Annotated in this window: 24 protein-coding genes and 1 tRNA gene; 14 read left to right on the plus strand and 11 right to left on the minus strand. The window is 37.8% G+C overall.

Going from position 1 to position 22457, the window contains the following annotated elements; all coding sequences use genetic code 11:
- Nucleotides 1-39 precede the first annotated feature (39 nt).
- The 11 genes from O1450_RS09775 to O1450_RS09825 all read left to right on the plus strand — a co-directional run bounded on the left by O1450_RS09775 (nt 40) and on the right by O1450_RS09825 (nt 7024).
- Nucleotides 40-702 carry a LexA family protein gene (locus tag O1450_RS09775; protein ID WP_061517851.1) on the plus strand — a complete coding sequence of 221 codons (663 nt, stop codon included), beginning with the start codon at nt 40-42 and terminating at the stop codon, nt 700-702.
- Nucleotides 703-721: 19 nt separating this feature from the next.
- Entirely contained in the window at nt 722-1300 is a 579-nt protein-coding gene (locus O1450_RS09780) for a hypothetical protein (protein WP_121774888.1), read from the plus strand.
- Nucleotides 1301-1501: 201 nt separating this feature from the next.
- Entirely contained in the window at nt 1502-1879 is a 378-nt protein-coding gene (locus tag O1450_RS09785) for a hypothetical protein (protein ID WP_269228266.1), read from the plus strand.
- A 49-nt stretch (nt 1880-1928) separates the two neighbouring features.
- Nucleotides 1929-2150, plus strand: coding sequence for a hypothetical protein (locus O1450_RS09790; RefSeq protein WP_269228267.1), 222 nt, complete (start codon nt 1929-1931; stop codon nt 2148-2150).
- Nucleotide 2151: 1 nt separating this feature from the next.
- Nucleotides 2152-3132 carry a YqaJ viral recombinase family nuclease gene (locus O1450_RS09795; RefSeq protein WP_269228268.1) on the plus strand — a complete coding sequence of 327 codons (981 nt, stop codon included), beginning with the start codon at nt 2152-2154 and terminating at the stop codon, nt 3130-3132.
- 11 nt (nt 3133-3143) lie between these two features.
- Nucleotides 3144-4166, plus strand: a complete 1023-nt coding sequence (locus O1450_RS09800) for a RecT family recombinase (protein WP_269228269.1) — start codon at nt 3144-3146, stop codon at nt 4164-4166.
- 53 nt (nt 4167-4219) lie between these two features.
- The gene (locus O1450_RS09805) at nt 4220-5725 is read left to right on the plus strand and encodes a 3'-5' exonuclease (protein ID WP_269228270.1); all 1506 of its coding nucleotides are present in this window, start codon (nt 4220-4222) and stop codon (nt 5723-5725) included.
- A complete protein-coding gene (locus tag O1450_RS09810) occupies nt 5706-6155 on the plus strand; it encodes a hypothetical protein (RefSeq protein ID WP_269228271.1) in 450 nt (149 codons plus the stop codon). Before O1450_RS09805 ends, O1450_RS09810 begins: the two co-directional genes overlap by 20 nt.
- 9 nt (nt 6156-6164) lie before the next feature.
- A complete protein-coding gene (locus O1450_RS09815) occupies nt 6165-6458 on the plus strand; it encodes a hypothetical protein (protein WP_269228272.1) in 294 nt (97 codons plus the stop codon).
- Nucleotides 6448-6726, plus strand: coding sequence for a hypothetical protein (locus tag O1450_RS09820; RefSeq protein WP_269228273.1), 279 nt, complete (start codon nt 6448-6450; stop codon nt 6724-6726). Before O1450_RS09815 ends, O1450_RS09820 begins: the two co-directional genes overlap by 11 nt.
- A gap of 10 nt (nt 6727-6736) precedes the next feature.
- Nucleotides 6737-7024 (plus strand): DNA-binding protein, encoded by a 288-nt coding sequence (locus O1450_RS09825; protein WP_168377821.1) that lies wholly within the window; start codon nt 6737-6739, stop codon nt 7022-7024.
- 3 nt (nt 7025-7027) lie between these two features.
- Here the strand turns inward: O1450_RS09825 and O1450_RS09830 are convergent, their stop codons facing one another.
- From O1450_RS09830 to efp, 8 genes are all read right to left on the minus strand, one after another.
- Nucleotides 7028-8041, minus strand: a complete 1014-nt coding sequence (locus O1450_RS09830) for a tyrosine-type recombinase/integrase (protein WP_269228274.1) — start codon at nt 8039-8041, stop codon at nt 7028-7030.
- Nucleotides 8042-8261: 220 nt separating this feature from the next.
- A tRNA-Val gene (locus tag O1450_RS09835) sits at nt 8262-8338 on the minus strand.
- Between the two features lie 34 nt (nt 8339-8372).
- Entirely contained in the window at nt 8373-10361 is a 1989-nt protein-coding gene (locus O1450_RS09840) for a transglutaminase family protein (protein ID WP_269228275.1), read from the minus strand.
- A gap of 4 nt (nt 10362-10365) precedes the next feature.
- The gene (locus O1450_RS09845; RefSeq protein WP_269228276.1) at nt 10366-11268 is read right to left on the minus strand and encodes a DUF58 domain-containing protein; all 903 of its coding nucleotides are present in this window, start codon (nt 11266-11268) and stop codon (nt 10366-10368) included.
- A gap of 13 nt (nt 11269-11281) precedes the next feature.
- Nucleotides 11282-12241, minus strand: a complete 960-nt coding sequence (locus tag O1450_RS09850; protein WP_269228277.1) for an AAA family ATPase — start codon at nt 12239-12241, stop codon at nt 11282-11284.
- A gap of 78 nt (nt 12242-12319) precedes the next feature.
- Nucleotides 12320-12622, minus strand: coding sequence for a YbdD/YjiX family protein (locus O1450_RS09855; protein ID WP_269230458.1), 303 nt, complete (start codon nt 12620-12622; stop codon nt 12320-12322).
- Entirely contained in the window at nt 12622-14727 is a 2106-nt protein-coding gene (locus O1450_RS09860; protein WP_269228278.1) for a carbon starvation CstA family protein, read from the minus strand. The genes O1450_RS09855 and O1450_RS09860 overlap by 1 nt, the downstream gene beginning before the upstream one ends.
- A gap of 192 nt (nt 14728-14919) precedes the next feature.
- Nucleotides 14920-15489 (minus strand): elongation factor P, encoded by a 570-nt coding sequence (gene efp / locus O1450_RS09865; RefSeq protein ID WP_004662912.1) that lies wholly within the window; start codon nt 15487-15489, stop codon nt 14920-14922.
- A gap of 86 nt (nt 15490-15575) precedes the next feature.
- On the opposite strand from efp, the gene epmB reads away from it, so the two are divergent.
- Genes epmB through O1450_RS09880 form a run of 3 tightly spaced genes read left to right on the plus strand, consistent with a single transcriptional unit; the run spans nt 15576 to nt 20439 of the window.
- Nucleotides 15576-16592: an EF-P beta-lysylation protein EpmB gene (epmB, locus tag O1450_RS09870; RefSeq protein ID WP_269228279.1), complete on the plus strand. Its 1017-nt coding sequence runs from the start codon at nt 15576-15578 to the stop codon at nt 16590-16592.
- Nucleotides 16593-16603: 11 nt separating this feature from the next.
- Nucleotides 16604-18358 (plus strand): GTPase, encoded by a 1755-nt coding sequence (locus tag O1450_RS09875; RefSeq protein WP_269228280.1) that lies wholly within the window; start codon nt 16604-16606, stop codon nt 18356-18358.
- Entirely contained in the window at nt 18340-20439 is a 2100-nt protein-coding gene (locus tag O1450_RS09880; RefSeq protein WP_269228281.1) for an EAL domain-containing protein, read from the plus strand. The genes O1450_RS09875 and O1450_RS09880 overlap by 19 nt, the downstream gene beginning before the upstream one ends.
- Before the next feature lie 88 nt (nt 20440-20527).
- Here the strand turns inward: O1450_RS09880 and rpmE are convergent, their stop codons facing one another.
- From rpmE to gloA, 3 genes are all read right to left on the minus strand, one after another.
- Nucleotides 20528-20752, minus strand: a complete 225-nt coding sequence (gene rpmE, locus O1450_RS09885; protein WP_004662919.1) for a 50S ribosomal protein L31 — start codon at nt 20750-20752, stop codon at nt 20528-20530.
- Between the two features lie 183 nt (nt 20753-20935).
- Complete coding sequence (locus O1450_RS09890) at nt 20936-21919, minus strand: bile acid:sodium symporter family protein (RefSeq protein WP_269228282.1); 984 nt, start codon at nt 21917-21919, stop codon at nt 20936-20938.
- Nucleotides 21920-22054: 135 nt separating this feature from the next.
- Nucleotides 22055-22456 carry a lactoylglutathione lyase gene (gloA, locus tag O1450_RS09895; RefSeq protein ID WP_269228283.1) on the minus strand — a complete coding sequence of 134 codons (402 nt, stop codon included), beginning with the start codon at nt 22454-22456 and terminating at the stop codon, nt 22055-22057.
- Nucleotide 22457: the final 1 nt, after the last annotated feature.

Here is a 22457-nt window from a genome sequence, read left to right on the forward strand (position 1 = left end):
TTGTATCAGAATTCCGATAGTAGTTTTTAGGATTTTTTTATGGCGACTTTAGGTGAAAATTTAAAAAAGCTTCGTAAAGCCAAAAAAATGACTCAAAAGGAATTGGCTCAAAAATCAGGCGTGAAGCAATCTGTGATATCTGATCTTGAAACAGGTAATGCAAAATCAACAGGTTCAATACTTGAGTTAGCAAATGCTCTTGGTGTAACAGCGGAAGAACTCAAGAAAGGCATAACTGGTGATTTTGATAATAACGTTGTTCCAGTAACTCAGAGATTAATTCCTGTTTTATCATGGGTTCAAGCTGGATCAATGACCTCTGTAGAAGCTATAAATCCAAATGATGTAATGAAATGGTTGCCACCTTTAAGTGCTGATGATCCTGATGGTTGTTTTTATTTAAAAGTGGTTGGTATTAGTAATTTTCCGCAATATGAGGAGGGTGACTACATTTTAGTTAATCCTGCTTTTCAGGTGTGCGATCTATTATCTGAAGATTTAATTGTAGTTCGTCATAATAGCGATGCAACTTTTAAAAAATTGGTAATTGAAAGTGACGAACGTAAATATTTACAAGCACTTAATCCAAATTTTCAACCCAATATTATTGAATTTGAAGATGGTATGGAGTTGGTGGGATTGGTGATTGATGCTTTTAGACCTTTGGGTGGTTCTCGTCCCAAAAGAGTTAGAAAATCTTAAAAAATACGAGTTTATATAAATGATACATAAAAAAAATATACTTTATTTATTACTTCTTCCTTCTACTTGCTTATTTGCGGACAGGTATATTGAGGATGAAATTGGAGGTGGTGGTTCAGATAATATTTTAATTTACTTGATTTTTATTGTTGTTGGGTGGTTAGCTATTTCAACTATAATAAATATTGTAAAGGACGCTATTAGACAAACTAAAGAAGAAATAGATACAGGTCGTTTACCAATCAAAGCAGAAATAAGAAAACAAATTAAAATATTAATTAAGCAAGAAATTCAATCATTTCCTCTGACGTTTGGAGATTATTTACTTAATTTTTATGTATATGGATTAGGATTTGTTTTAGGAGGTCTTTTTGGGGCCATAAGCAGTGCAAATAATGTATCAATTGTAAATATACTTTGGGGAGCATCATTTATTGGAATTCCTTGGTGTTTAGTCTTTTATCTCATGTTAGGTCGTGGGGTAAGTGAAGCTAATAAGCAAAAGATTAGGGCTAAGTACTCACAATACCAAAACCTACCAGATGATATTGAGAAACTTCGTAAAATTAGAGATCATTTAATAAATAAAAAAATTTAAACTTGCTATTAAAAGTTTGATATTTAACCTGCCCTTAGCAGGTTTTTTTGTCATTAGAAAAATAAAAAATCGGAATTTCTATAAAAATATCGGATTTCCTATTGACTTAAAATATCGGTAATGCGATATTTATCTCACAAACAACAAAAAAGCCCTTCCGACTCGACATCAAAGGGCTTTTACTCAAAGAGTGAGATGAGTATGAACATAAAATCAAAAGTAGTCAAATCAATCGGCTTTGCTGGCGTAGTAAGTGCATTAACTGCTGCTTATGCATCATTGCCAAGCCAACCAGTCTACATCATGGCTCCTTTTACTATTGACGAAATCAACATCAAAAAAGAGCAAGCCACTCTTTTAACTGCAAACGATGAATATGCGCTTGAAGTTGAGTTTGACGCTGAATACTTCATGGATGGCAACGGTGTTGGTCATAACTGGCGTGATGTTGAAGTAAAAGAGATAAAAGACATTCATGTCTTTTCAGAAGATGGTGAAGTTCTAAACGCCTACGTTGATCGTCTCGATGTTGTAGAGATCAAGGACCTCATCGAACAAGAACTAAGAGAGCGCATTTAAGCGCTCCAGGAGAATGAAATGAAAATTATAAATATTGAACTTAGTTCAAATGTTTCATGTCCAAACTGTAATAGCAATCAAGTTTCTTTTGGTTGCAGTCACTCAGGTTCAGGACTACAGGCGGAATGTCGCTCATGTGGATACTGCTGGAGATGATTATGATGGACCAACAAAAAGCAATAAAAACCTTAATGGTTGTGTTTTTCATCGTGTTTTTCTTGGCTTTGATCATGGTTACAAAGTGATCTGCCCTGCGATTTGGAGTAATTAAGATGAATACTCAAGTTAATCGTGACCAATTTCTTGCAGGTCGTAAAAAAGGTATCGGTGGTTCTGATGTTGCTGCAATTCTTGGTTTCAGCCCATACAAATCACCATACCAGTTGTGGTTAGACAAAACTGGTCGTAGTGAGCGTAAAGAATCACAAAATGAGTCTGCCCATTTTGGCAACTTACTTGAAGATGTTGTTGCAAAAGAGTTCTCACGTCGCTCAGGCATGAAAGTTCAACGTGTTACTCAACAATTGTTTCTTGAAGAACATCCATGGGCATTGGGCAATATTGACCGAGCTGTCATTAATCCTGAAATCTCTGGAAATGTACGTTTTAAAGATGGTGCTCTAACTACCGATCAACTGCTTGAGTGTAAAACTGCAAGTGAATACATGAGTAAATTGTTCGGCGAAGAAGGATCAGATCAAGTTCCAGATTATTACCTAACTCAATGTCTTTGGTATCTGATGATTACAGGCTGTCAGGTAATTCATTTAGCTGTGCTTATTGGTGGTAATAAGTTCCGTATGTATCGAATCGAGCGTGATGACGATTTAATTGAATCAATCTTTAAACAAGTTAAAGCATTTTGGTTCAACCATGTCATTGCTGATGTACCACCCGATCCTACTTGTTTTGATGATGTTTTACATCGCTGGTCAAAGCATGTTGTGGGTAAACAAGTTGAAGCTGATTTTGAACATATCAAGCTTACGGAAGAACTTATTGCTGTTCAGAGTCGCCAAAAAGCGGACAAGGCTCGTGAAGATGAAATCAAGTTAAAGATTGTCTCCACGATGCAGGACGCTGAAATGATGATTAGCCAGGGTAAGTCTATCTGCACCTACAAAGAACAATCCTCTACTCGTATCGACAGTACGCTGTTGAAAAAAGAAGAACCTGATTTATTTGCGAAATACAGCAAAACATCAAGCACACGTGTTTTCCGTATTTCAAACAAGTTTAAAGAAACAGTTTAAGGAATTTTATTATGAATACAGCAGTATTAAATCCACAAGAAACTCAACATACATCTGCTATGTCTGCTTTAGACATCATGATGAATGAAACTGTCATGGTTCGTATTGAATCTATGGCTGCACGTATGGCTACAAGCAAAATTACCACTCCAAAACATTTACAGGGTAATGAAGGTGATTGCATGGCTATCATCATGCAGGCAATGCAATGGGGAATGAATCCTTATGCAGTAGCTCAAAAAACACATTTGGTAAACGGTACGCTTGGATATGAAGCTCAGTTGGTTAATGCGGTAATTACTGCACGCGCACCAGTTAAAGAGCGTTTGCATTTTGAATGGTACGGTGATTGGTCGAAAGTAAATGGTAAGGATGATAAGTCTCCTACTCTTGGTGTTCGAGTATCTGCAACTTTACGAGGTGAGAACGAACCGCGTGTAATTGATATTTCTATGGCACAAGTAGGACCAGTTCGTAATTCACCTCTATGGGCTGCCGATCCACGTCAACAAATCGCATATTTAGCAACTAAACGTTGGGCACGTCTATATTGTCCAGATGTAATTCTTGGCGTGTATACACCTGATGAAGTCATTGAGCGTGAAGAACTTGATGTTACCCCTGTTCAATCAACGGTAAAAAAACATCAAGGTTCGAGTGGGCTTAAAGCTCAAATGGCGCAACGTGAACAATCACAGGAAACAGTCATAGATATGGCTGCACAACATGAATTTGATGTTGCTGCTTTTATTGCTCAAATTGATTCAATGAATACGCTAGAGGAATTAAAAGCATTAGCTCAGACCATTCCATCTAATTTAGGTGAACCCGCCCAGACGAATATCAATGCTGCATACAAACGTCGTAAAAATGTCGTGCAGTTAGCTACTGATATGGAAACGGCAACCGATATTGAGCTACTTAATTCAATTTCGGCTGAACGTTTTGAGCCGAACACCAGCTCAATGACCGATTCTGAAATTGATCAGATCAGTGAGATTTTTGAACGCAAAGCGGCTGAACTAACACCTTAACTAATGGCATGTGGTGCCCTCACACATGAGGGTACCAATAGTGAGATAGAAATATGAATCCAACTATTGAACAACAACATGCCATTGATATGGCATTACATGGACAGTCTTGTAAAGTGACCGCATACGCTGGTGCTGGTAAGACCTCTACCCTTAAACTAATTGGCAATGCAAAGCATCACCAACATGGCATGTACTTGGCATTTAACAAGGCTATTGCAACAGAAGCACAGTCTAAATTTAACCATAATGTTAAGTGCAAAACATTTCACAGCCTAGCTTATAACGCTGTTCCACGCTGGTTGACCAATAAATTAAAAAATCGTCGCTTGATGTCAAATCAATTGGCATCTCGCCATGATCTTGAGAATTATCAAGTACCAGTGGCATTGGTTAAACAACGTGGCGAGGATGACCAAAATCGTTTATTTAATTCAAAACGTATGGCCACATCTATGATGAATGCCGTTGGTTATTTCTGCCGTTCTAATTACAGCGAAATTCAACTATCACAAGTTTATGCTGCTTTACCTGATTGGATGGATGATACATACCGTGCTGAATTGGCAAATATCCTACTGCCGAAGGCACAAGATTACTGGATGGATATTTTAAATCCACAAGGCGTGAACCGTTTAGAACATGACCATTACCTAAAATATTGGGCATTGAGCAATCCAGTGATTAATGCTGACTTTATTTTATTTGATGAAGCGCAAGATGCTGATCCTATTATGTTGAATGTCTTGAGTAAGCAACGTGCCCAGGTAATTTATGTGGGTGATCGTCACCAACAAATCTATGCGTTTCGTGGTGCTGTTAATGCGATGCAATCCCTAGATATTGCTGAAACACGTTTAAGTCAATCATTCCGTTTTGGTGAAAACATTGCTGATCTTGCGAATAAAATTTTGTTCAATGTTTTGGATGAAGAAATTCCTTTACGTGGTTTTGAACAAATTGACTCCAATGTTGGTGAAGTCACAGATATGGTTGCAGATGCATTTATCTATCGTACCAATGCTGCTGCCCTTTCTAATATGGTTGAGCTGGTAAAAATTGGACGTGAACCACGCTTGGAAGTTGATACAGCTTCTTTATTAAAAAATATTGAAGATGCCAAAAAAGTGAAATCTGGAATAAAAGTCCACGATGGAAGTGTATTTGAAGGCTTTAGCAATTGGGAAGAAGTCATTGAATACACAAATGAAGTCTCTGGAAATGACTTAAAACCTTTAGTTGGTCTTATCGAAAAAGTCGGTGAAGATGCATTAATCAACGCATTACTAAAAAGTAATTCTAGTGATTATGACTGCATTGTGACCACAGCTCATAAGTCTAAAGGCTTGGAGTTTAACAAGGTCAAACTTGGTGGTGATTTCTTTTATAAAGAAGCTGCTGCACCTGGTGAAAAAATCATAACCGAAGATGAAGCTCGACTTTTATATGTTGCTGCTACTCGAGCTAAAAAGCAGTTAGATATTTCTGCATTGAACCCACTATTTAAAAAGATTGGATATAACACCCAAGCTGGGGTAAATGCCTTATGCATCCAGTAGTAAAGCAGTATCTAAACGGTGGCAAAGAGATTTTAGAAAGTTTGAAGGTGGCGTGATGAATGAGTTAATTAAAAAAATACATGAACAAAATGTTAATGCTGGTTGGTGGCATGACCTAAAAACAGGTGCAGACTTGAGATCAGCTCAAGGAGAGCCTGCTAAGCGAAATGTGCCTGAAATGCTTTGCCTGATTCATTCAGAAATCAGCGAAGCAATGGAAGGTTATCGCAAGAATTTGATGGATGACAAACTACCACATCGATCAATGCTCGAAGTTGAATTGGCGGATGCTGTGATTCGAATTTGCGATATGGCTGGTGGCCTAGGTCTTGATCTTGAAGGTGCTATCAATGAAAAGCTTGAATTCAATAAGAATCGTGCTGATCACAAAATAGAAAATCGTTTAACAGAAAACGGCAAAAAGTTTTGAGGCGGCGTGATGGATATTCAGAAGATTAAAGAATTAGCTCTGGCAAACGGTTTTAAATTGAAAGAGCAAGCAGACGGAAGCATGGATTTAAATGCTTATGTTTACGACTTCGCAAATGCTATTGAGCAAGCAGCCAAAGCCCAAGCGGTTCCTGAGGGGTTTGTTGTTGTTCCGAAAGAGCCGACGGATGCAATGCTTATAAATGGAAATCGATTAGCTTTAGCTGATAAAGGCTATCGTTATGATGCAACATCAATCTGGGAAACAATGATCGAAGCACAGGAGCCAGCCAATGACCTTTAAATACCAAAAACCATACGCACTGATCGAGCTATCAGAAGCAGACAGTGAGACGCATGTGATTCTATCTGATGAGCATTATGAGTTTAAGAATGTTCGCTTCTATACCGATGCTGATCTTGCTGTAGATCGTAGTGAAGCATTGCAGCTAAACGGAGTTAAAACAATCTTATTAAACACTCACGCTTTAATGGCTGAGTTTTATAAGCATGAAGCCAGTTGTTTGGCTGCTCAGATTGGTATTGACGCTAATTATGATGTGAAGCATTAAGGGGGGGCAAATGAAAACATTTCAAATCACAATTGAAGCAGATAAGCCGCCGCAGGTTTTGGTTGGTGAAAATGTCTTTGGTGGCGTTGTCAAAGAAATGAAGTTGCTTGACACGGTGCTACTGAGTTCTGAACAACTTGCAGCTAAATACAACATCAGCACACAGACTGTTAGACGCAAACTGGCAGGATACAATCAAGGATTTAGCACAAAATGCTTATACAATGCAGCGATTGCAGACGAAATCCTAAATCCTAAAGCTAAAAAATCCACTGGTGGAGCTAGGCGTAAAAATTAACGCCTAGCTATCTAGCATTTTTAATATATCCTTGACGTCGGGATTATAGTAAGTGTTCACCAAAACTTTAATTGTTTTATGGCCAGTAACTTTGGCTAAAACCTCAACTGGCAATTTCTGGTCATTCACAAAGCGAGTAATCGCTTCATGGCGTGTGTCGTGAAATCTGACTTCCTCAACACCTGCCCTTGCCTTTGCTCGCTCAAATTGCAATCTAAATGCATTCTCAGTAAGCGGAATTAAGCGGTCATCATTATGCTGAATCAGCGCCATTAACTCTCTAGCTTTCTTAGTAAGCGGCACATCCCTTTCTTCACCATTTTTCGTATCAGCCAAGTGAATATGGTCTTTAAATATATTTGCCCTGCGAATTGACAATATCTCGCCACGACGCATAGCTGTTTCAATTGCAAATAAAAACGCCCATGCAACGTATTGGCTACTGGTGCGCGGAACATTACCAACTTCATATTTTAATTCAGCAAGAATTTTATCTATTTCAGACTGCAAAATACGTCTGTTTCTAGGTTTTGGCTTACGTGGTTTTTTAAGACTGAAAAATGGATTACTGTCTAAAATAAACAATTCCTTTTGTGCGAAAGTGAACACGGAACTATAGAGAGATATTTCTTTTAATACTGTGCCGTCCGACACTTCGGATTGTCTTTTGTTGCGCCAGTGCGTTAAGTCTTGCGGCGTGATCTGCGTAATGTCTTTGCGACCAAGTAAGCCAAACCGCTTCTCAAATGAATCTAGCTGCTCACGAATATATTTTTTAGATTTAGAGTCTTTGCCGTGTGCTTTGTAGTAAAGATTGAATAAGTCGTGAAACGTGGTCACAGTTTTACGCCGCGCTTCGATTTCTTCTTTTGGCGTGGAGTTGGCTTCAATCAATCTAGCCATTGCCCAATGCAAGCACTCTTGTTCAGTGTCTCTTGTGCAATATTCACGCTTACCATTTAGCATGATTGAGATTGACCAACTGCTGCCACGCTGTCTAGGTTTTGGTAATTTCATTGCTGCTCACCATTTATGTAAAGTTATGTAAGAAACGAGCGCCACGTTTTTTCAAACAGGGTTAGGCACGTTTCTTGACACAAATCCTGACACAATGATGACACAAATTGGGTTTTAGTTGTTGTCTATTTCGCAACAATGGCAACAATGGCAACAAGCAAAAGACAATAAAAAAGGCTTGCAAGTACATGAAATTCCTTGCAAACCTTTGATAAATATATGGTAGGTATAAGCAGACTCGAACTGCTGACCTCTACGATGTCAACGTAGCGCTCTAACCAACTGAGCTATACACCTAGAATGAGAGCATGATATTCATTTTTAATCAGGTTCACAAGTTTTTTTGAGACTGTTTAATTGCGTTCGTACAGACTTTAAGCAGTTTCCTAAATTCTTGAATATTTTGCTGAGTATTCTGTTCTAAAAACACAATTTTTTGATATAGCACAACTACTTGGTGAAATGATTTTTGATCACTATCTATACTTGATAAACGCTGCATCCAAACTTGAAATGTTTCCCCTGATCTTTTATGCAAATGTTTAGGCAATTGCTTTTGAAATTGAATAATGACACGTTGATATAATTCTTGCTGCCTTGTTTGTCTCCACCAATAGAAGCTAACATACACAGCTAAAATTCCAGCAATACCAATAATTAAGATCAGCACATAACTATAACTTGAATTAAAACCTAGTTTAGATAACCAATTTTTTTGTTTATCTGCATCATAACCAACAACTTTAGACTGCCATTGATAACTTAAATAATCGCTCCAAATACGTATATTTGTTAAAAATTTAAATTGCTGTAGTTGCCATGAATGACTTCCCCCATTCCCCCAGATGTTTTGATATTGACTTAAATATTCTTGCATTCCTGAATCTATACGTTGTGGTGCAATGATTGCTGTAGGGTCAATTCTTTGCCATTCACCCTCTAGATACACTTCACTCCAAGCATGTGCATCAAGTTGGCGTACTTCCCAACTTTCTCTATCTAATGCAAACTGCCCACCCTGATAACCTGTGACAACTCTTGCAGGAATTCCAACATAACGCATTAACATCACAAAACTAGAGGCATAATGCTCACAAAAACCTTTTCGACTATAAAATAAAAATTGATCTATACGATCACTGCCAAGTGTCCCTGGTGCCAAGGTATAAACGAAGTTATGGTCTCCATACCAATTCAGCACCTTTTTAATATATTTTTCAGGCTGTCCCTGACTTTGTTCAAACAGTTGATGGGCTAATTGCTGTGCTTTTTGATCACGATCATGATCAAATCGAGTATTAAATTCAATTTGACGTGGCGATAGTAAAACAGATGATGTTGATGTTCGCCCCAACCAAAACATTTGTATGGGTTGATTACGTTTAATCAGCTTTGATGGGCGTATACTATCATCTTGATACAATTGTAAATAACGTTCTTGTGGAATGGAATATTCCAAGCCCATGATCCAATTTGCCTGTTCATCAGCAGCTAAGTATTGATAGCTAACCCCATGAGAATTTGAGTTTACGCTTTTAATCTGTTGATTATAAAAACTACTGGTCCATGTTGTACCATCATATTCATCCAAAACCAAAGCACGCCAATACAACTCTTGTCTGTTGGGCAGTTGTCTCATATCCGCAACAACACGAAAAGCCAAAGCCGATGATTGTGATAGTTGTGCAATATCTCCAGGAGACATACGATCACTGATTCCTGTAGTGGCTTGATTTTTATGAATAGGAATTGCCCAAAGCGGCGGCAAACGAGGAAAGAAAATAAATAATATAATAAAGAACGGCGTTGCAATCCCGACAAACTTTAGAATTTGTTTAACATCATTTTTTAACTGATTGGATAATAATTGATGCTGGTTAAATAGACCAGTTTGAATCCGATACAAACCCATCAAACACATCACAAATGCTGAAAAAACCAGAACAGCCATCCAGAATGCCTGACTATGTAACAATAAACTGGCACTGACGAATAACGCAAAGTTAAATACAATCAATAAATCACGGGTATTCTTAGCTTCCAAACTTTTCGCAAATAAACACGTACTTAAAAATGCGACTCCTGCTTCTACTCCCAGTAAAGTTTGATAATTTAAATAAATCAGACCTAAAGATAATAAAGAGAAAAAAACTAAAAATAAGCGTGGAAATGGTGAAATTTTTTGTTTTCTATATCGCCATACCAATGTAAGCCAAATAACACCCCACAACCCACTCAATGTCACAGGAATAAAAGTGACTTGCCCAATTAATACAAATGCTAATACAGCTAAAATGCAAAAATAGATTTTTTTGGTCATGATCTTAGGCCTGCGCAAGTAGAAGTTTTGCTTGAAGAAGCTGTATTTGCCCCTGACCACTTTCCAATCTTGCATGTGGCAGTATCAATGCATAATCATTACCAAGTTGTTCACATTGCTCAATTAAGCCCACCATAAAGCTTAATTTTTCCTCATGACTTTGCGCAGGAATTTTTTGATAATCAATTTCTAAATGTTGATGATTGGCTTGAGCCTCAAACATTTTGATAAAAAATCCCTGTCCTCGAGCAACTTGCTTCCATGCCACATTTTGATAAGAATCACCTTGTTGAAAGGCTTTAAGTTCCTTAAATTCATCTAAGCTATCATTGGCGTTGGTTGGTTGATTTTTATGTTCTTTTTGCCAGTCATAAGCTTTAGGTGCAATCCAAACTTTATGTTTTGGATATAAATAAGTCCACGCTCGCACCAAACCTAAAGGATAGGTCGAATAAATTTTCATTGCACCAAATTCATATAAACCACGCTGCTTTGGAAAAAAAGCAAGTTCTACGGTGTGCTGTTGTTGATCTAAGTAAATGAGTTGCTCTTGTTGCAGCCATTGGATACGTAAATATCGGGTCATTATGGATGGCTGATTCAACCGAAGTTTTAAAATTAAAGGCTGATCGACTTGCCCAACCTCAGCTGCAATCAGATCAATTTGCAGAACATGCAATTGCTTGAATGTGAGATAAAAACTAATACATAAAATGGCGCTAATTAAAAAGCAGAAACCTAAAATCAAGTTATTTGCGTAGTTAATCCCTGCAATAAAGGTAATTAAAATCAGAACGAGATATAAAAAACCTTGCTTGTAGGTAAAAACCAAAACATCTTTCTGTAACAGAGTTTTAGTCCCGTCAACTTGAAAGCGTTTCGCAATCCACTGCTGAATCCTTTGCATAAGCCAATCTCAACTATAAGACATTAACCGATTGCAAAATTTGTTTTACCTCTATTTCGCCTAAACTTAAACGATGAGCAACCACGGCAACAAAAACGGTTTGCACATCATCAGTGGTTACAAAGCTACGACCTTCAACCAATGCATAAGCTTGTGCAGCAGCTTTTAATGCCAATACACCACGTGTTGATAAGCCATGACGTTGTTTACGTGTTTCAGCAGCCAAATCTAAAATATAATTGAGTACAGCATCGCTTAAAAAAACCTGTTTTGCCAATTCACGTAATTGCAAAATATCAACTTGCGTAAATACTGCTTCTAATTGATGAATTAAAACCTGACGTGAGCTTTGCTGTAACAGTAGTTTTTCAGCTTGGCGAGATGGATAGCCAAGCGACAAACGCATCAAAAAACGGTCAAGTTGCGACTCAGGCAAAGCATAAGTTCCACTTTGAAATAGTGGATTTTGCGTTGCCAACACCCAAAATGGTTGTGGTAATTCATAATGAGTTCCATCAACAGTGACTGCACCTTCTTCCATGGCTTCGAGTAATGCACTCTGTGTTTTTGGACTACAACGATTGATCTCATCTGCCAATAAAATCTGAGTAAAAATAGGCCCTTTCTTGAACTCAAATAAATGTTCTTTTTGATTAAAAATATTGATCCCAATCACATCACTCGCCAACATGTCATTGGTAAATTGAATCCGCTGAAAATGCAGCCCTGCTAGACGAGCTAAGGCACTCGCTAGAGTTGTTTTACCTAATCCTGGTAAATCTTCAAACAATACATGCCCACCTGCCAATAAACAGGTCAGCGCTAATTTGGTTTGTTGTGGTTTATCTAAAATAAGTTGATTCACTTCAATCAAAAAACGTTCGATTTTCTGAGTAAAATTTTTAATATTTTGCTCTACTTCTTGATTTTTTTGTTGTTTTTCTTGAATAGAAGCTTTTTCCATGCCCCACATAACGCAATCCCCAAACTAAAACAGTGCATGATTCAACATACACTGTTTTAGTTTTTTTTCAAAGAAATCAAATAATTTCTAGCAAGGACATTTCTTGATATTACCACCTGACGATGGGTAACGTGCATCAACACAATAACGATAAAAAGTCTTGGCATCCATTGGGGTTAAATCTGGATGATGCGCTTGCATATGCTTTACATAGTTTTCATAATCAGGCACACCCACCATCAAACGAAAACTTTTTTGCAAGTTTTGCCATAACACTGCAATACGAGACCAATTTTTAGGTGAAAAGATCAAATGCTTTTGTGACATGATGGTGAATTTAATAATCTTCACAATCACAGCACTGCCTTGCCGAGCAATTTTAAAATCCATCATGATTCTCCCCTCGCTGTTTCTGCTGTCATTGCAGTTTCAGTGAATACCGCAGGCGCTTCATTTACAGTTGGCACAGGACTTTTTAAAGCACGGCGAATAATTCCAATCGATGCGATAATCATAACAATTGCAACAATCATGAAAAATCCGCATAACACCGCATTGATCTGATTCGACATCACAATGGTCTGCATTTCAGCAACTGACTTCGCAGGTGCAAGAACATCTCCACGTGCAATGGCATCAGAGAAACGATTCGCTTGAGCAAGGAAGCCAATCTTCGGATTTTCGTGGAAAATCTTTTGCCAACCCGCTGTCATAGAAGTAATAAATAGGAAAATCGTTGGAAAAATCGTTACCCAAACATACTTCTCTTTCTTCATCTTGAATAAAATAACCGTACCCAAGATCAATGCCATTGAAGCAAGAATTTGATTTCCAATCCCAAATAATGGCCATAAAGAATTAATACCACCAAGAGGGTCGACTACGCCTTGATACACAAAGAAGCCCCAACCTGCAACTGCCACAGACGTCCCAACCAAATTTCCAAAGAATGAACCTGATTGTTTTACTGCAGGTACAACAATCCCGACAGTATCCTGTACCATAAAGCGACAAGCACGAGTACCTGCATCGACTGCGGTCAAAATGAATAGTGCTTCAAATAGAATGGCAAAGTGATACCAAAATGCCATCATTGCACGGCTATTGAAAATTTCCGAAATGATATGAGCCATACCAATCGCAAAAGTTGGCGCTCCACCAGTCCGAGAAAGGATTGAACTTTCGCCTACTTCTTGTGCTAGTACAGTAAGCATTTCAGGACTGACCACAAAACCAAGATTTCTTACCGCTTCCGCAGCAGTATCAACATTTGTACCCAAAACGGCAGCAGGGGCATTAATCGCAAAATAAATCCCTGGATCAAGCACGGTTGCGCAGATCATTGCCATGATACCGACAAATGACTCCATCAACATGCCGCCATAACCGATCATACGAATGTTGACTTCATTATCAACCAACTTTGGCGTTGTCCCTGAGGATACTAAGGCATGGAAACCAGAAATTGCCCCACAAGCAATGGTAATAAATAGAAATGGAAATAAGCTACCCGCAAATACTGGACCTGTACCGTCGACAAAATGAGTCACCGCAGGCATTTTGAGTTCAGGCATTGCAAAGATAATTCCAATCGCCAGACCCGCAATTACACCAATTTTAAGGAAGGTTGATAGATAGTCACGAGGTGCTAACAATAACCACACAGGCAATACTGACGCAATAAAGCCATAAATGATAAGTGCCCAAGTTAGCTGAGTTCCAGTTAAGGTGAACAATTGCCCCCAGTAAGGGTCTTTTGCTACATCACCACCAAAAACAATCGCCGCCATCATTAGCACAAAACCAATAATCGAAACCTCAGCAATTTTCCCTGGGCGTAGATAACGCATGTATATGCCCATGAATAATGCAATTGGGATGGTTGCTGCGATACTAAACACCCCCCATGGACTATGAGCCAAAGCTTTTACGACAACCAATGCAAGTACCGCAAGAATAATAATCATGACACCGAGCGTACCCAACATCACAATAACACCTGCGAAAGTACCTAACTCCTGCTTTGCCATTTCACCCAAAGAGCGACCATCACGCCGAGTTGAAATAAATAGCACCAGAAAATCTTGTACCGCGCCTGCAATCACCACACCGACCAAAAGCCAGATGGTGCCTGGTAAGTAACCCATTTGCGCTGCGAGAATTGGACCAACCAAAGGCCCTGCACCTGCAATAGCAGCAAAGTGATGTCCAAATAAAACGTATTTATTGGTGGGCACATAATCCAGACCATCATTCAAACGATGTGCTGGTGTTAAGCGTTTAGGATTTAATTCAAAGACTTTTGTTGCAATAAATAAACTGTAGAACCGATATGCAATGCTATAAACACAAACCGCGGCAAGAACGAGCCAAACTGCATTGACATGCTCTCCACGACTTACCGCCAAAATTCCAAATGAAATTGCACCAATGATGGCAACTAAACTCCACAGAATTTTTGAGGATAGCGTCGACTTTGCTTGTAATGTCTCCATTCAGAACCTCTCAAATACATAAGCTGTAGTTTTGGATTTCCCTGTCTATATTTTCTTTAGAAGAAATATCTTTGTAAGTCTATCTGTTATTAAAAATGATTTATCTAATACTTTGGCATAAAAAAAGGGATGATTGTTTAATCATCCCTTCGATAATCGTATAGCTTACGTAGCATTGCTACTCATTTACGATTATGCGCGCTCTAGGTAATCACCTGTACGCGTATCTACACGAACACTTTCTTCTTGCTGAACGAATAATGGAACACGTACTACTGCACCTGTTTCAAGTTTCGCTGGCTTACCGCCACCGCCAGAAGTATCACCACGTACACCTGGATCAGTTTCAACGATTTTCAACACCACAAAGTTTGGTGGGTTCACGTTTAAAGGTACGCCATTAAACAACATGATTGTACATTTTTCATTAGAATCATCTTTTAACCATTTCGCAGCATCGCCCATTGCAGTTTTGTCCGCAGCGATTTGCTCGAAAGATACTGGATCCATGAAATTCCACATTTCACCATCGTTGTAAAGGTAATCCATTTCAACTTCAACAATATCAGCCGCTTCTAAAGAGTCACCTGATTTGAAAGTTTTTTCTAATACTTTACCTGAGCGAAGGTTACGTAATTTCACACGGTTAAATGCTTGACCTTTACCTGGTTTTACATATTCATTTTCCATGATTGAACATGGGTTGCCATCAAGCATAACCTTAAGGCCTGCTTTAAAATCATTTGTAGAATAATAGGCCATGAAAGGCTCACTCCAAACTTAAAACTCAAATCTATTAGTGTTAGACTACGCGCACAGCTTAGGCTAAGACTATTTTAACGTATTGCATGATAAACTATTTACATCAAGAGCAAAACTGGCAATCACAACTCAGTGATCTAATTACTGATCCTTTAGAGTTGTTAAATCTGCTGGAATTATCGACTGAGCAATTATTATCAGGGGCAATCCTTGCCTCTGAACAGTTTAAATTACGTGTGCCGCGTGCATTCGTCGGAAAAATGCGCATTGGTGATCCCTTTGATCCCCTTCTTTTACAAGTACTACCGCATCATCTTGAACTTGAAGAACACCTTGAATTTGTTACTGACCCTTTAGGTGAAGAAGCAGCCAATCAAATGGCTGGTGTCTTACACAAATACCAGTCTCGCTTTTTACTGACCTTAACAGGCGCATGTGCAATTCACTGCCGTTATTGTTTCCGTCGCCATTTCCCTTATCAAGAAAATTTACCTAAAAATGATGATTGGCTAAATATAAAACAATATATTGAGGACAACCCTGCCATCAATGAAATCATTCTCAGTGGGGGCGATCCTTTAACTTTATCTAATCGAAAAATAGCACTTTGGTTAGAGCGATTAGAATCTTTACCTCAACTCAAAATATTGAGAATTCATTCACGCGTTCCCGTTGTTATTCCAAATCGTATCGATGATGAGTTTATTTCTATTTTAAAAAACAGTAGGCTACGCATTATAGTAGTGATACACTCAAATCATGCTTCAGAACTTGATGATTTCACGTGTTCAAAGCTTTTACAGTTATCATTACATCATATTACTGTGTTAAATCAGGCAGTTTTACTTAAAGGTGTGAATGACTCTGCAACAGCTTTAACTGATCTAAGTTATCGACTATTTGAAGCGAGGGTTATGCCCTATTACTTACATGTATTGGATAAAGTAAAAGGTGCTCAACATTTTGACTTAAGATCTTCAGAGATAGATCATATATACAGTGATGTATTAGCGAGTTTACCTGGATATTTAGTTCCAAAACTCGTCAGGGAAATTGCGGGCGAAAAAAATAAAACACCGCTTTTTGGGGTTCAAACGTTCTGAGATTGATTACAATGATGAATAATGCATTTTCGGATATTTTTCAAATTCCCACTGTTTTAAGACGGGATAAACTCAGTTTTTGTGATGCAAACACAAAAAGTTTAACAGAATGGATTTCAACCCTCTCAATTATGCAGTTGGGTGATACTTCAAAAGCATTGTTTGCAGCTTTATTAGAGCTTTATGAATTAGATTGTTCAGAAACATTACGCTTTGATCTCATTCAGACCTTACATCCAACGATTGAAAATATTTTAGGTAGCCTAGAGAAAAACTTTTTTAATCAGGGTGTAATCAGTTCAGATCGTAATGAGCACATTATTGAACTGGCAATGCTGTTACGCTGCTATTTTGCGGCTATTTATATCAATATTGTTCGCCGCAGTAGCGAACAATTGGAAAATCGAAAATTTTCTATTTTTGCACTAAACCAAAAGAAAAATTTACATACTGCTAGAACACTTGCAACTTTCCAAGCATTACAACAACTTACGCAGCTTCTTTACCAACAACACATGTTATATAGTGAACCTGTTGCAGGACAGTGGCTCATTGCACATCAATTATACGATGCAGCAGTGACACATAAGTATCATCATATGACTATTGAACAGGCGCAAACTAAGCCAAATAGCCTGAATAATATTGCTCAAGCCTATGCTCAATTAATTTTGATGGATATTTTTAATACCAATCAAATTCGTCAAACAGAAATTCAAGCCCTGTTTCAATGCAGTTTTGACTGGGCCAAAATGCTACAGCTCTTATCTAAAGAGACTGATTTAACTAAATACGTTGTTGATACAACTAAAGATCATCCGCCAATATACAACAAAAAACAAAGTTCAGGATTTAATCCTAATATCTTTATTAGTACAAATGGTTTACTTGATCATGTGACAGCAACATTACATAAAAATGCTGAATACATTTCTAAGAATGAAAAGATTTATCTCACACCCGCTCTAAAATTCCACGTTCAGACCATTTTAGGATCTACGGCAGAACGTCGCCATGAACGCTATGAATATTCAGCTCAACTACATATTTGTTTTGGACTCTTAACAGCCCACTTCTATTTATCCAAAGCAAAAAACTTCGGTGAAACATTACTCTTAGAACACGAGTATGGACTACAAAGCGAATCAAAATTTTTATCAACTTGGGATAAAAAAGATTCTTCTGGCAATCAAGAGTCCTCAATCCAGCGTTTAAGTCGAGAAAACAAAGCCATTTATCAAGCGGATATTTTAGATATTAGTGTTAATGGTTATCGAATTAAATGGTCAGCCGAAGTACCAAAAAATCTAAGAACTGGCGAATATATTCTTGTAAAAGAAACCTCTCATGGACATTGGCGCGGCGGTGTAATTCGCTGGTTAAAGCAATCAAGTGAAAAAAGTTTAGAATTAGGCTTAGAGGTTTTAGCACAAGAAATTTTCCCTTGTGCAGTTCGCGTACAAGCAGATCGTCATATTAGCAATTATTACCCTGCGCTTATTTTAAAAAATCAAAATTTAGATGAAACTAAAACAACAATAATTTTGCCAGGCTCGCAAATTTTTCGCGAACAGCAAGCTGTTCATTTGAGATTAGGGAAAGAGGAAGTAAAAGTGTATCTGTTGACTGCACAACTAATTACCCAAAGTTTTGTTCAATTCGACTTTGAACTACTTAATGAAGAAGAACAACCCGTTCTTAATAAATTTATTGCGCAAAAAAATATGGATACAAATGACCAAGATTTATGGGAAGCATTGAAGTGAGAAATTCTTTACTCTCTAAAAAGTTGAAACGAACTGAAACGCGCTTACTCATTATTGATGATAACCAATTAAGGTATAATCAAGTTTTAGAGCTCTTTGCGCAGCAAGAACATCAAGTACAGGCTATTTTACTTGATGATTTAAAAACTTTTGAAAAACAACTGAATTTGCCTTGGGATATTGTAATTTTTGGACGTGCTTACGATCTAAAAATCGAACAAACGCTTTCTCTTATTCATGCATCCGCACAACCAAGTTTACCCATTCTACTGCTTGAGCCAGATGACTATAATTCAGCGCTATATCAAAATTACATTCATAAAGGTATTTATGATGTTGTGAACTTAAAGGCGCCAGAAGAATTTTATATCAGTATTATTAGATCACTTTCATTCAGTCGTTTAGTACAAGCAGAGCACCGTTTACTTACCGAATTAGAGGCAGCCCAAACACAAGCCCAATCACTTGTTGCTGAAACACATAAAGCAGTTGCAATTCTACAAGAAGGTATTCATATCAAAGCGAATGCTGAATATGCTCAGCTATTTGGTTTCGACAGCGAAGACGACGTCATTGGCTTACCAATACTTGATATTTTACAACCTGAAGATTTAGGCCAGTTTAAATTACGCTTTAAAAGAATTTCCCAAGGCTTATTCGAACAAGCACGCTTTGAAATTCGCACCCAAAATCCAATGGTTAAGAATAATCTTTTACATGTTGAGTTCTTACCCTCTGGTAATGATGATGAAATACAACTGAATATTGAATGTGAATCATCATCACCTGTTGTTTCAGCAGCAACTGCCACGACTACTTCAGTACAAACTGAAAAAGCCTCTGGTATCACTTCAGCACTGCAACAAATTAATCGCAATTTAGCAAATCACCCAGCCAATGCAAATGCGCTAATCTTATTTAGCCTGAATAATTGTCCAAACGAAGTTTTTCAAACTGACTGGCGTGGAACTAAAGCTTATTTTTCAAATATTGCAAATTTCATTAAAGAACAAGTCAATGTTCCAATTTATCAAATAGAAACAGCTTTGTATGTTGGGCTTATTCAAGCTGAATCAAAAACAGTTTTAAACTCTTTGCTTATTGGTTTGAATAGTTTACAAAAACCTCAATTATTGGTCACTGAAAACCATACTTTCCCATTACATTTAAAACTGGGTTATCAAGAACTAGACCAACAAATATTAGATGATGCTAATTTTGAGAAAATCATTTCCCAAGCATTTACGCATGCGCTACCACTATTGAAAAATGCAGCGATTGACAGTGATATTAGCCTGACAACTGATAAAATTTCAATATCGATGGAACTCAATCTTTTACAAGAGCTCAGAAATAAATTAGATAAGGGTGATATACATCTAAAATATCAGCAGCTTTATGATAAACAAGATCAATTCACTCATACTTATGAAGTATCTGGCGGTATTATTCATAATAATCAATGGTTAGACTTGATGGATCTTAGTGATCTAAAAGATGATCATGAATTATCAGCTCAGTTAGACCGTTGGGTATTAGTAGAAGCCTGTAAGCAATTGCATAACTTCATTACCCAATATCCAAAAGCTAAATTAATTATTAATCTGAACCATCATATTTTATTGAATGACAGAAAATTATCTGAATTGGTTGCTAAATTATTAACAATTATTGGAAGCAAACAAGCTCATCCTTTAATTCTGCAATTCTCAGAGCAAGCTCTTCAGCAAAATTTATCACAGGCTCAACCTCTGATTGCATCACTTCGTCAACACGGTGCTGAGATCTCTATTCGTAACTTTGGTGATTCTCTTTATAGTGACTCAATTCTTCAACAGATCGACACGCAGTATTTAAGCTTCCATCGCAAATTGGCGAAAATGCTAGGATCTGAAAAAGAAATGGCAATTCTACAAGAGAAAATTCTTCATTTTATTGCTCACAAGCAAGTTGAGATTGTACTCACCGAACTTAATGATATGAGTTTGTTTGCGAATGCATGGAATGTCGAGGCCCGCTTCTTACAAGGTAACTACTTCCAAAAGAAACTTGATCGTTTAACTGACGTACAAGACCAATAAGGTCTTGTACGCAATAGATTGCAAAATACCTTAATAAAACTGAAGCATAAAAAAACGGGCATATTGCCCGTTTTTTGTTTTCTCGATATTAACGTTTGATAGAACGTGACATACCAGAGAAACGTTGTTTGAACTTGTCGATACGACCACCAGTATCTACATTCTTTTGTTTACCAGTATAGAATGGGTGGCAAGCTGAACATACGTCAAGATAAAGAGTTTCTTTACCAAGTGCAGAACGAGTTTCGATTACGTTACCGCATGAGCAAGTAGCAACTAATTTTTCGTATTTAGGGTGAATATCGGCGCGCATGGTCGATGCTCCTATTTAGTAAGAAAGGCTTAAGCTGTTATCGCAATTGATCACTCTCAAGATGAGGAAAGCAGAGTGTTAACACTCGCAGATCAATACCACAACAGACCATTTCTTTTGACTCACCGAGACCCCTTAGGTCAGAGCAAAGCCAACAAGTGGCAAAGATTATACGCCAATAAATCAAAATTTGCGAACTATTCTTGTTTTGATTTTTGACCAACGATTCGCAATTACACCACAGACCATTAATTGGATTTGATGAAAAATCATAATTGGCAATACAATCATACCTAAAGGCTGACCAATAAACAGAATTTGCGCCATTGGCACGCCACTCGCTAGCGTTTTTTTAGAGCTACAAAAGAAAATCGTAACTTGATCTGCCTGATTAAAACCCAACCATTTTGGTAAATACAAAGCAAGCAACATTACAATAGTAAGCAAAACTGAGCATGTAAGTACTAAATACAGCAAAGCTAATCCACTAATTTGATGCCATAGGCCTGCAACTACAGCACTGCTAAAGGCACCGTAAACTACCATTAAGATTGATCCTTGATCGAAAGCTTTCACTAAGCTTGGTAATTTGATCATATAAGGAAAAACATAAGGGCGAAGTAACTGACCTAGGACAAAGGGAACCAATAGTAACAAGGTAATTTGAACAATCGATTGCGTAGGATCAAAGCCATGTTGGCTTTGGCCTAAGATAAAATAACTCACTAAGACTGGCGTAATAAACATCCCAATGATATTAGAGAAAGATGCACTACAAACCGCTCCTGCAACATTCCCTTTTGCAATCGAGGTAAATGCAATTGAAGATTGTACCGTTGAGGGTAAGAAGCACATAAATAAGAAGCCCCAGTACAATTGCTGCCCAAGAAGTGGCTCCAAAACAGGTTTAGCTAAAAGCCCAATTGCAGGAAAAATCACAAAAGTAAAAGCAAAAACTAAAGCATGCATTTTCCAATGCAGCATTCCCTGTACAACGGCTTCACGTGACAACTTGGCGCCATGTAAAAAAAATAATATAGCAATCGCAACTGTCGTTAGAATATTGAAGTAATGCGCAACCTGCCCCGAAACTGGCAAAAAAGTCGCTAGCACTACCATTGCTATCAATAATATTGTGAAACGATCTAGCGCCAAGAGCTTTAACATAACTTTTTCCCAATCTATTCACTAATAACGATACAGCCCAACATGAGGTTATTGACCATTCGATCAAAACATCATACTGAGCTGTATAAATAAAGCTAGGGCTTTAAATTAGAAATTGTAGATCAAGATACGAAATTAATTATTACGTGCATCTTGATCCTGTTGAATCAATTCAACCTTATAGCCATCTGGATCTTCAACAAAAGCGATCACCGTGACACCACCTTTCATAGGACCTGCTTCACGTACTACTTTTCCACCACGTGCTTTGATTTCTTCACATGCTTTATATGCATCATCTACGCCAATGGCGATATGACCATAAGCATTGCCTAAGTCATAGCTAGGCGTATCCCAGTTATGAGTCAGCTCAAGCACAGTGTTGTTTTCTTCATCACCATAGCCCACAAAAGCCAAGGTAAAACGCCCCTCTTCATAATCACGTTGGCGTAGTAATTTCATACCAAGTACCTCAGTGTAGAACTTTAAAGATTGTTCTAAATTACCTACTCGTAACATCGTATGTAACATGCGCATA

This window comes from Acinetobacter sp. TR11 (genome assembly GCF_027105035.1).
GTDB lineage: Bacteria > Pseudomonadota > Gammaproteobacteria > Pseudomonadales > Moraxellaceae > Acinetobacter.

Excerpts from the sequence above, each read along its gene's own strand:
- O1450_RS09775 (WP_061517851.1), top strand. The coding sequence starts at position 40 with ATGGCGACTTTAGGTGAAAATTTAAAAAAGCTTCGTAAAGCCAAAAAA.
- O1450_RS09780 (WP_121774888.1), top strand. The coding sequence starts at position 722 with ATGATACATAAAAAAAATATACTTTATTTATTACTTCTTCCTTCTACT.
- O1450_RS09785 (WP_269228266.1), top strand. The coding sequence starts at position 1,502 with ATGAACATAAAATCAAAAGTAGTCAAATCAATCGGCTTTGCTGGCGTA.
- O1450_RS09790 (WP_269228267.1), top strand. The coding sequence starts at position 1,929 with ATGTTTCATGTCCAAACTGTAATAGCAATCAAGTTTCTTTTGGTTGCA.
- O1450_RS09795 (WP_269228268.1), top strand. The coding sequence starts at position 2,152 with ATGAATACTCAAGTTAATCGTGACCAATTTCTTGCAGGTCGTAAAAAA.
- O1450_RS09800 (WP_269228269.1), top strand. The coding sequence starts at position 3,144 with ATGAATACAGCAGTATTAAATCCACAAGAAACTCAACATACATCTGCT.
- O1450_RS09805 (WP_269228270.1), top strand. The coding sequence starts at position 4,220 with ATGAATCCAACTATTGAACAACAACATGCCATTGATATGGCATTACAT.
- O1450_RS09810 (WP_269228271.1), top strand. The coding sequence starts at position 5,706 with ATGCCTTATGCATCCAGTAGTAAAGCAGTATCTAAACGGTGGCAAAGA.
- O1450_RS09815 (WP_269228272.1), top strand. The coding sequence starts at position 6,165 with ATGGATATTCAGAAGATTAAAGAATTAGCTCTGGCAAACGGTTTTAAA.
- O1450_RS09820 (WP_269228273.1), top strand. The coding sequence starts at position 6,448 with ATGACCTTTAAATACCAAAAACCATACGCACTGATCGAGCTATCAGAA.
- O1450_RS09825 (WP_168377821.1), top strand. The coding sequence starts at position 6,737 with ATGAAAACATTTCAAATCACAATTGAAGCAGATAAGCCGCCGCAGGTT.
- O1450_RS09830 (WP_269228274.1), bottom strand. The coding sequence starts at position 8,041 with ATGAAATTACCAAAACCTAGACAGCGTGGCAGCAGTTGGTCAATCTCA.
- O1450_RS09840 (WP_269228275.1), bottom strand. The coding sequence starts at position 10,361 with ATGACCAAAAAAATCTATTTTTGCATTTTAGCTGTATTAGCATTTGTA.
- O1450_RS09845 (WP_269228276.1), bottom strand. The coding sequence starts at position 11,268 with ATGCAAAGGATTCAGCAGTGGATTGCGAAACGCTTTCAAGTTGACGGG.
- O1450_RS09850 (WP_269228277.1), bottom strand. The coding sequence starts at position 12,241 with ATGTGGGGCATGGAAAAAGCTTCTATTCAAGAAAAACAACAAAAAAAT.
- O1450_RS09855 (WP_269230458.1), bottom strand. The coding sequence starts at position 12,622 with ATGGATTTTAAAATTGCTCGGCAAGGCAGTGCTGTGATTGTGAAGATT.
- O1450_RS09860 (WP_269228278.1), bottom strand. The coding sequence starts at position 14,727 with ATGGAGACATTACAAGCAAAGTCGACGCTATCCTCAAAAATTCTGTGG.
- efp (WP_004662912.1), bottom strand. The coding sequence starts at position 15,489 with ATGGCCTATTATTCTACAAATGATTTTAAAGCAGGCCTTAAGGTTATG.
- epmB (WP_269228279.1), top strand. The coding sequence starts at position 15,576 with ATGATAAACTATTTACATCAAGAGCAAAACTGGCAATCACAACTCAGT.
- O1450_RS09875 (WP_269228280.1), top strand. The coding sequence starts at position 16,604 with ATGATGAATAATGCATTTTCGGATATTTTTCAAATTCCCACTGTTTTA.
- O1450_RS09880 (WP_269228281.1), top strand. The coding sequence starts at position 18,340 with ATGGGAAGCATTGAAGTGAGAAATTCTTTACTCTCTAAAAAGTTGAAA.
- rpmE (WP_004662919.1), bottom strand. The coding sequence starts at position 20,752 with ATGCGCGCCGATATTCACCCTAAATACGAAAAATTAGTTGCTACTTGC.
- O1450_RS09890 (WP_269228282.1), bottom strand. The coding sequence starts at position 21,919 with ATGTTAAAGCTCTTGGCGCTAGATCGTTTCACAATATTATTGATAGCA.
- gloA (WP_269228283.1), bottom strand. The coding sequence starts at position 22,456 with ATGCGCATGTTACATACGATGTTACGAGTAGGTAATTTAGAACAATCT.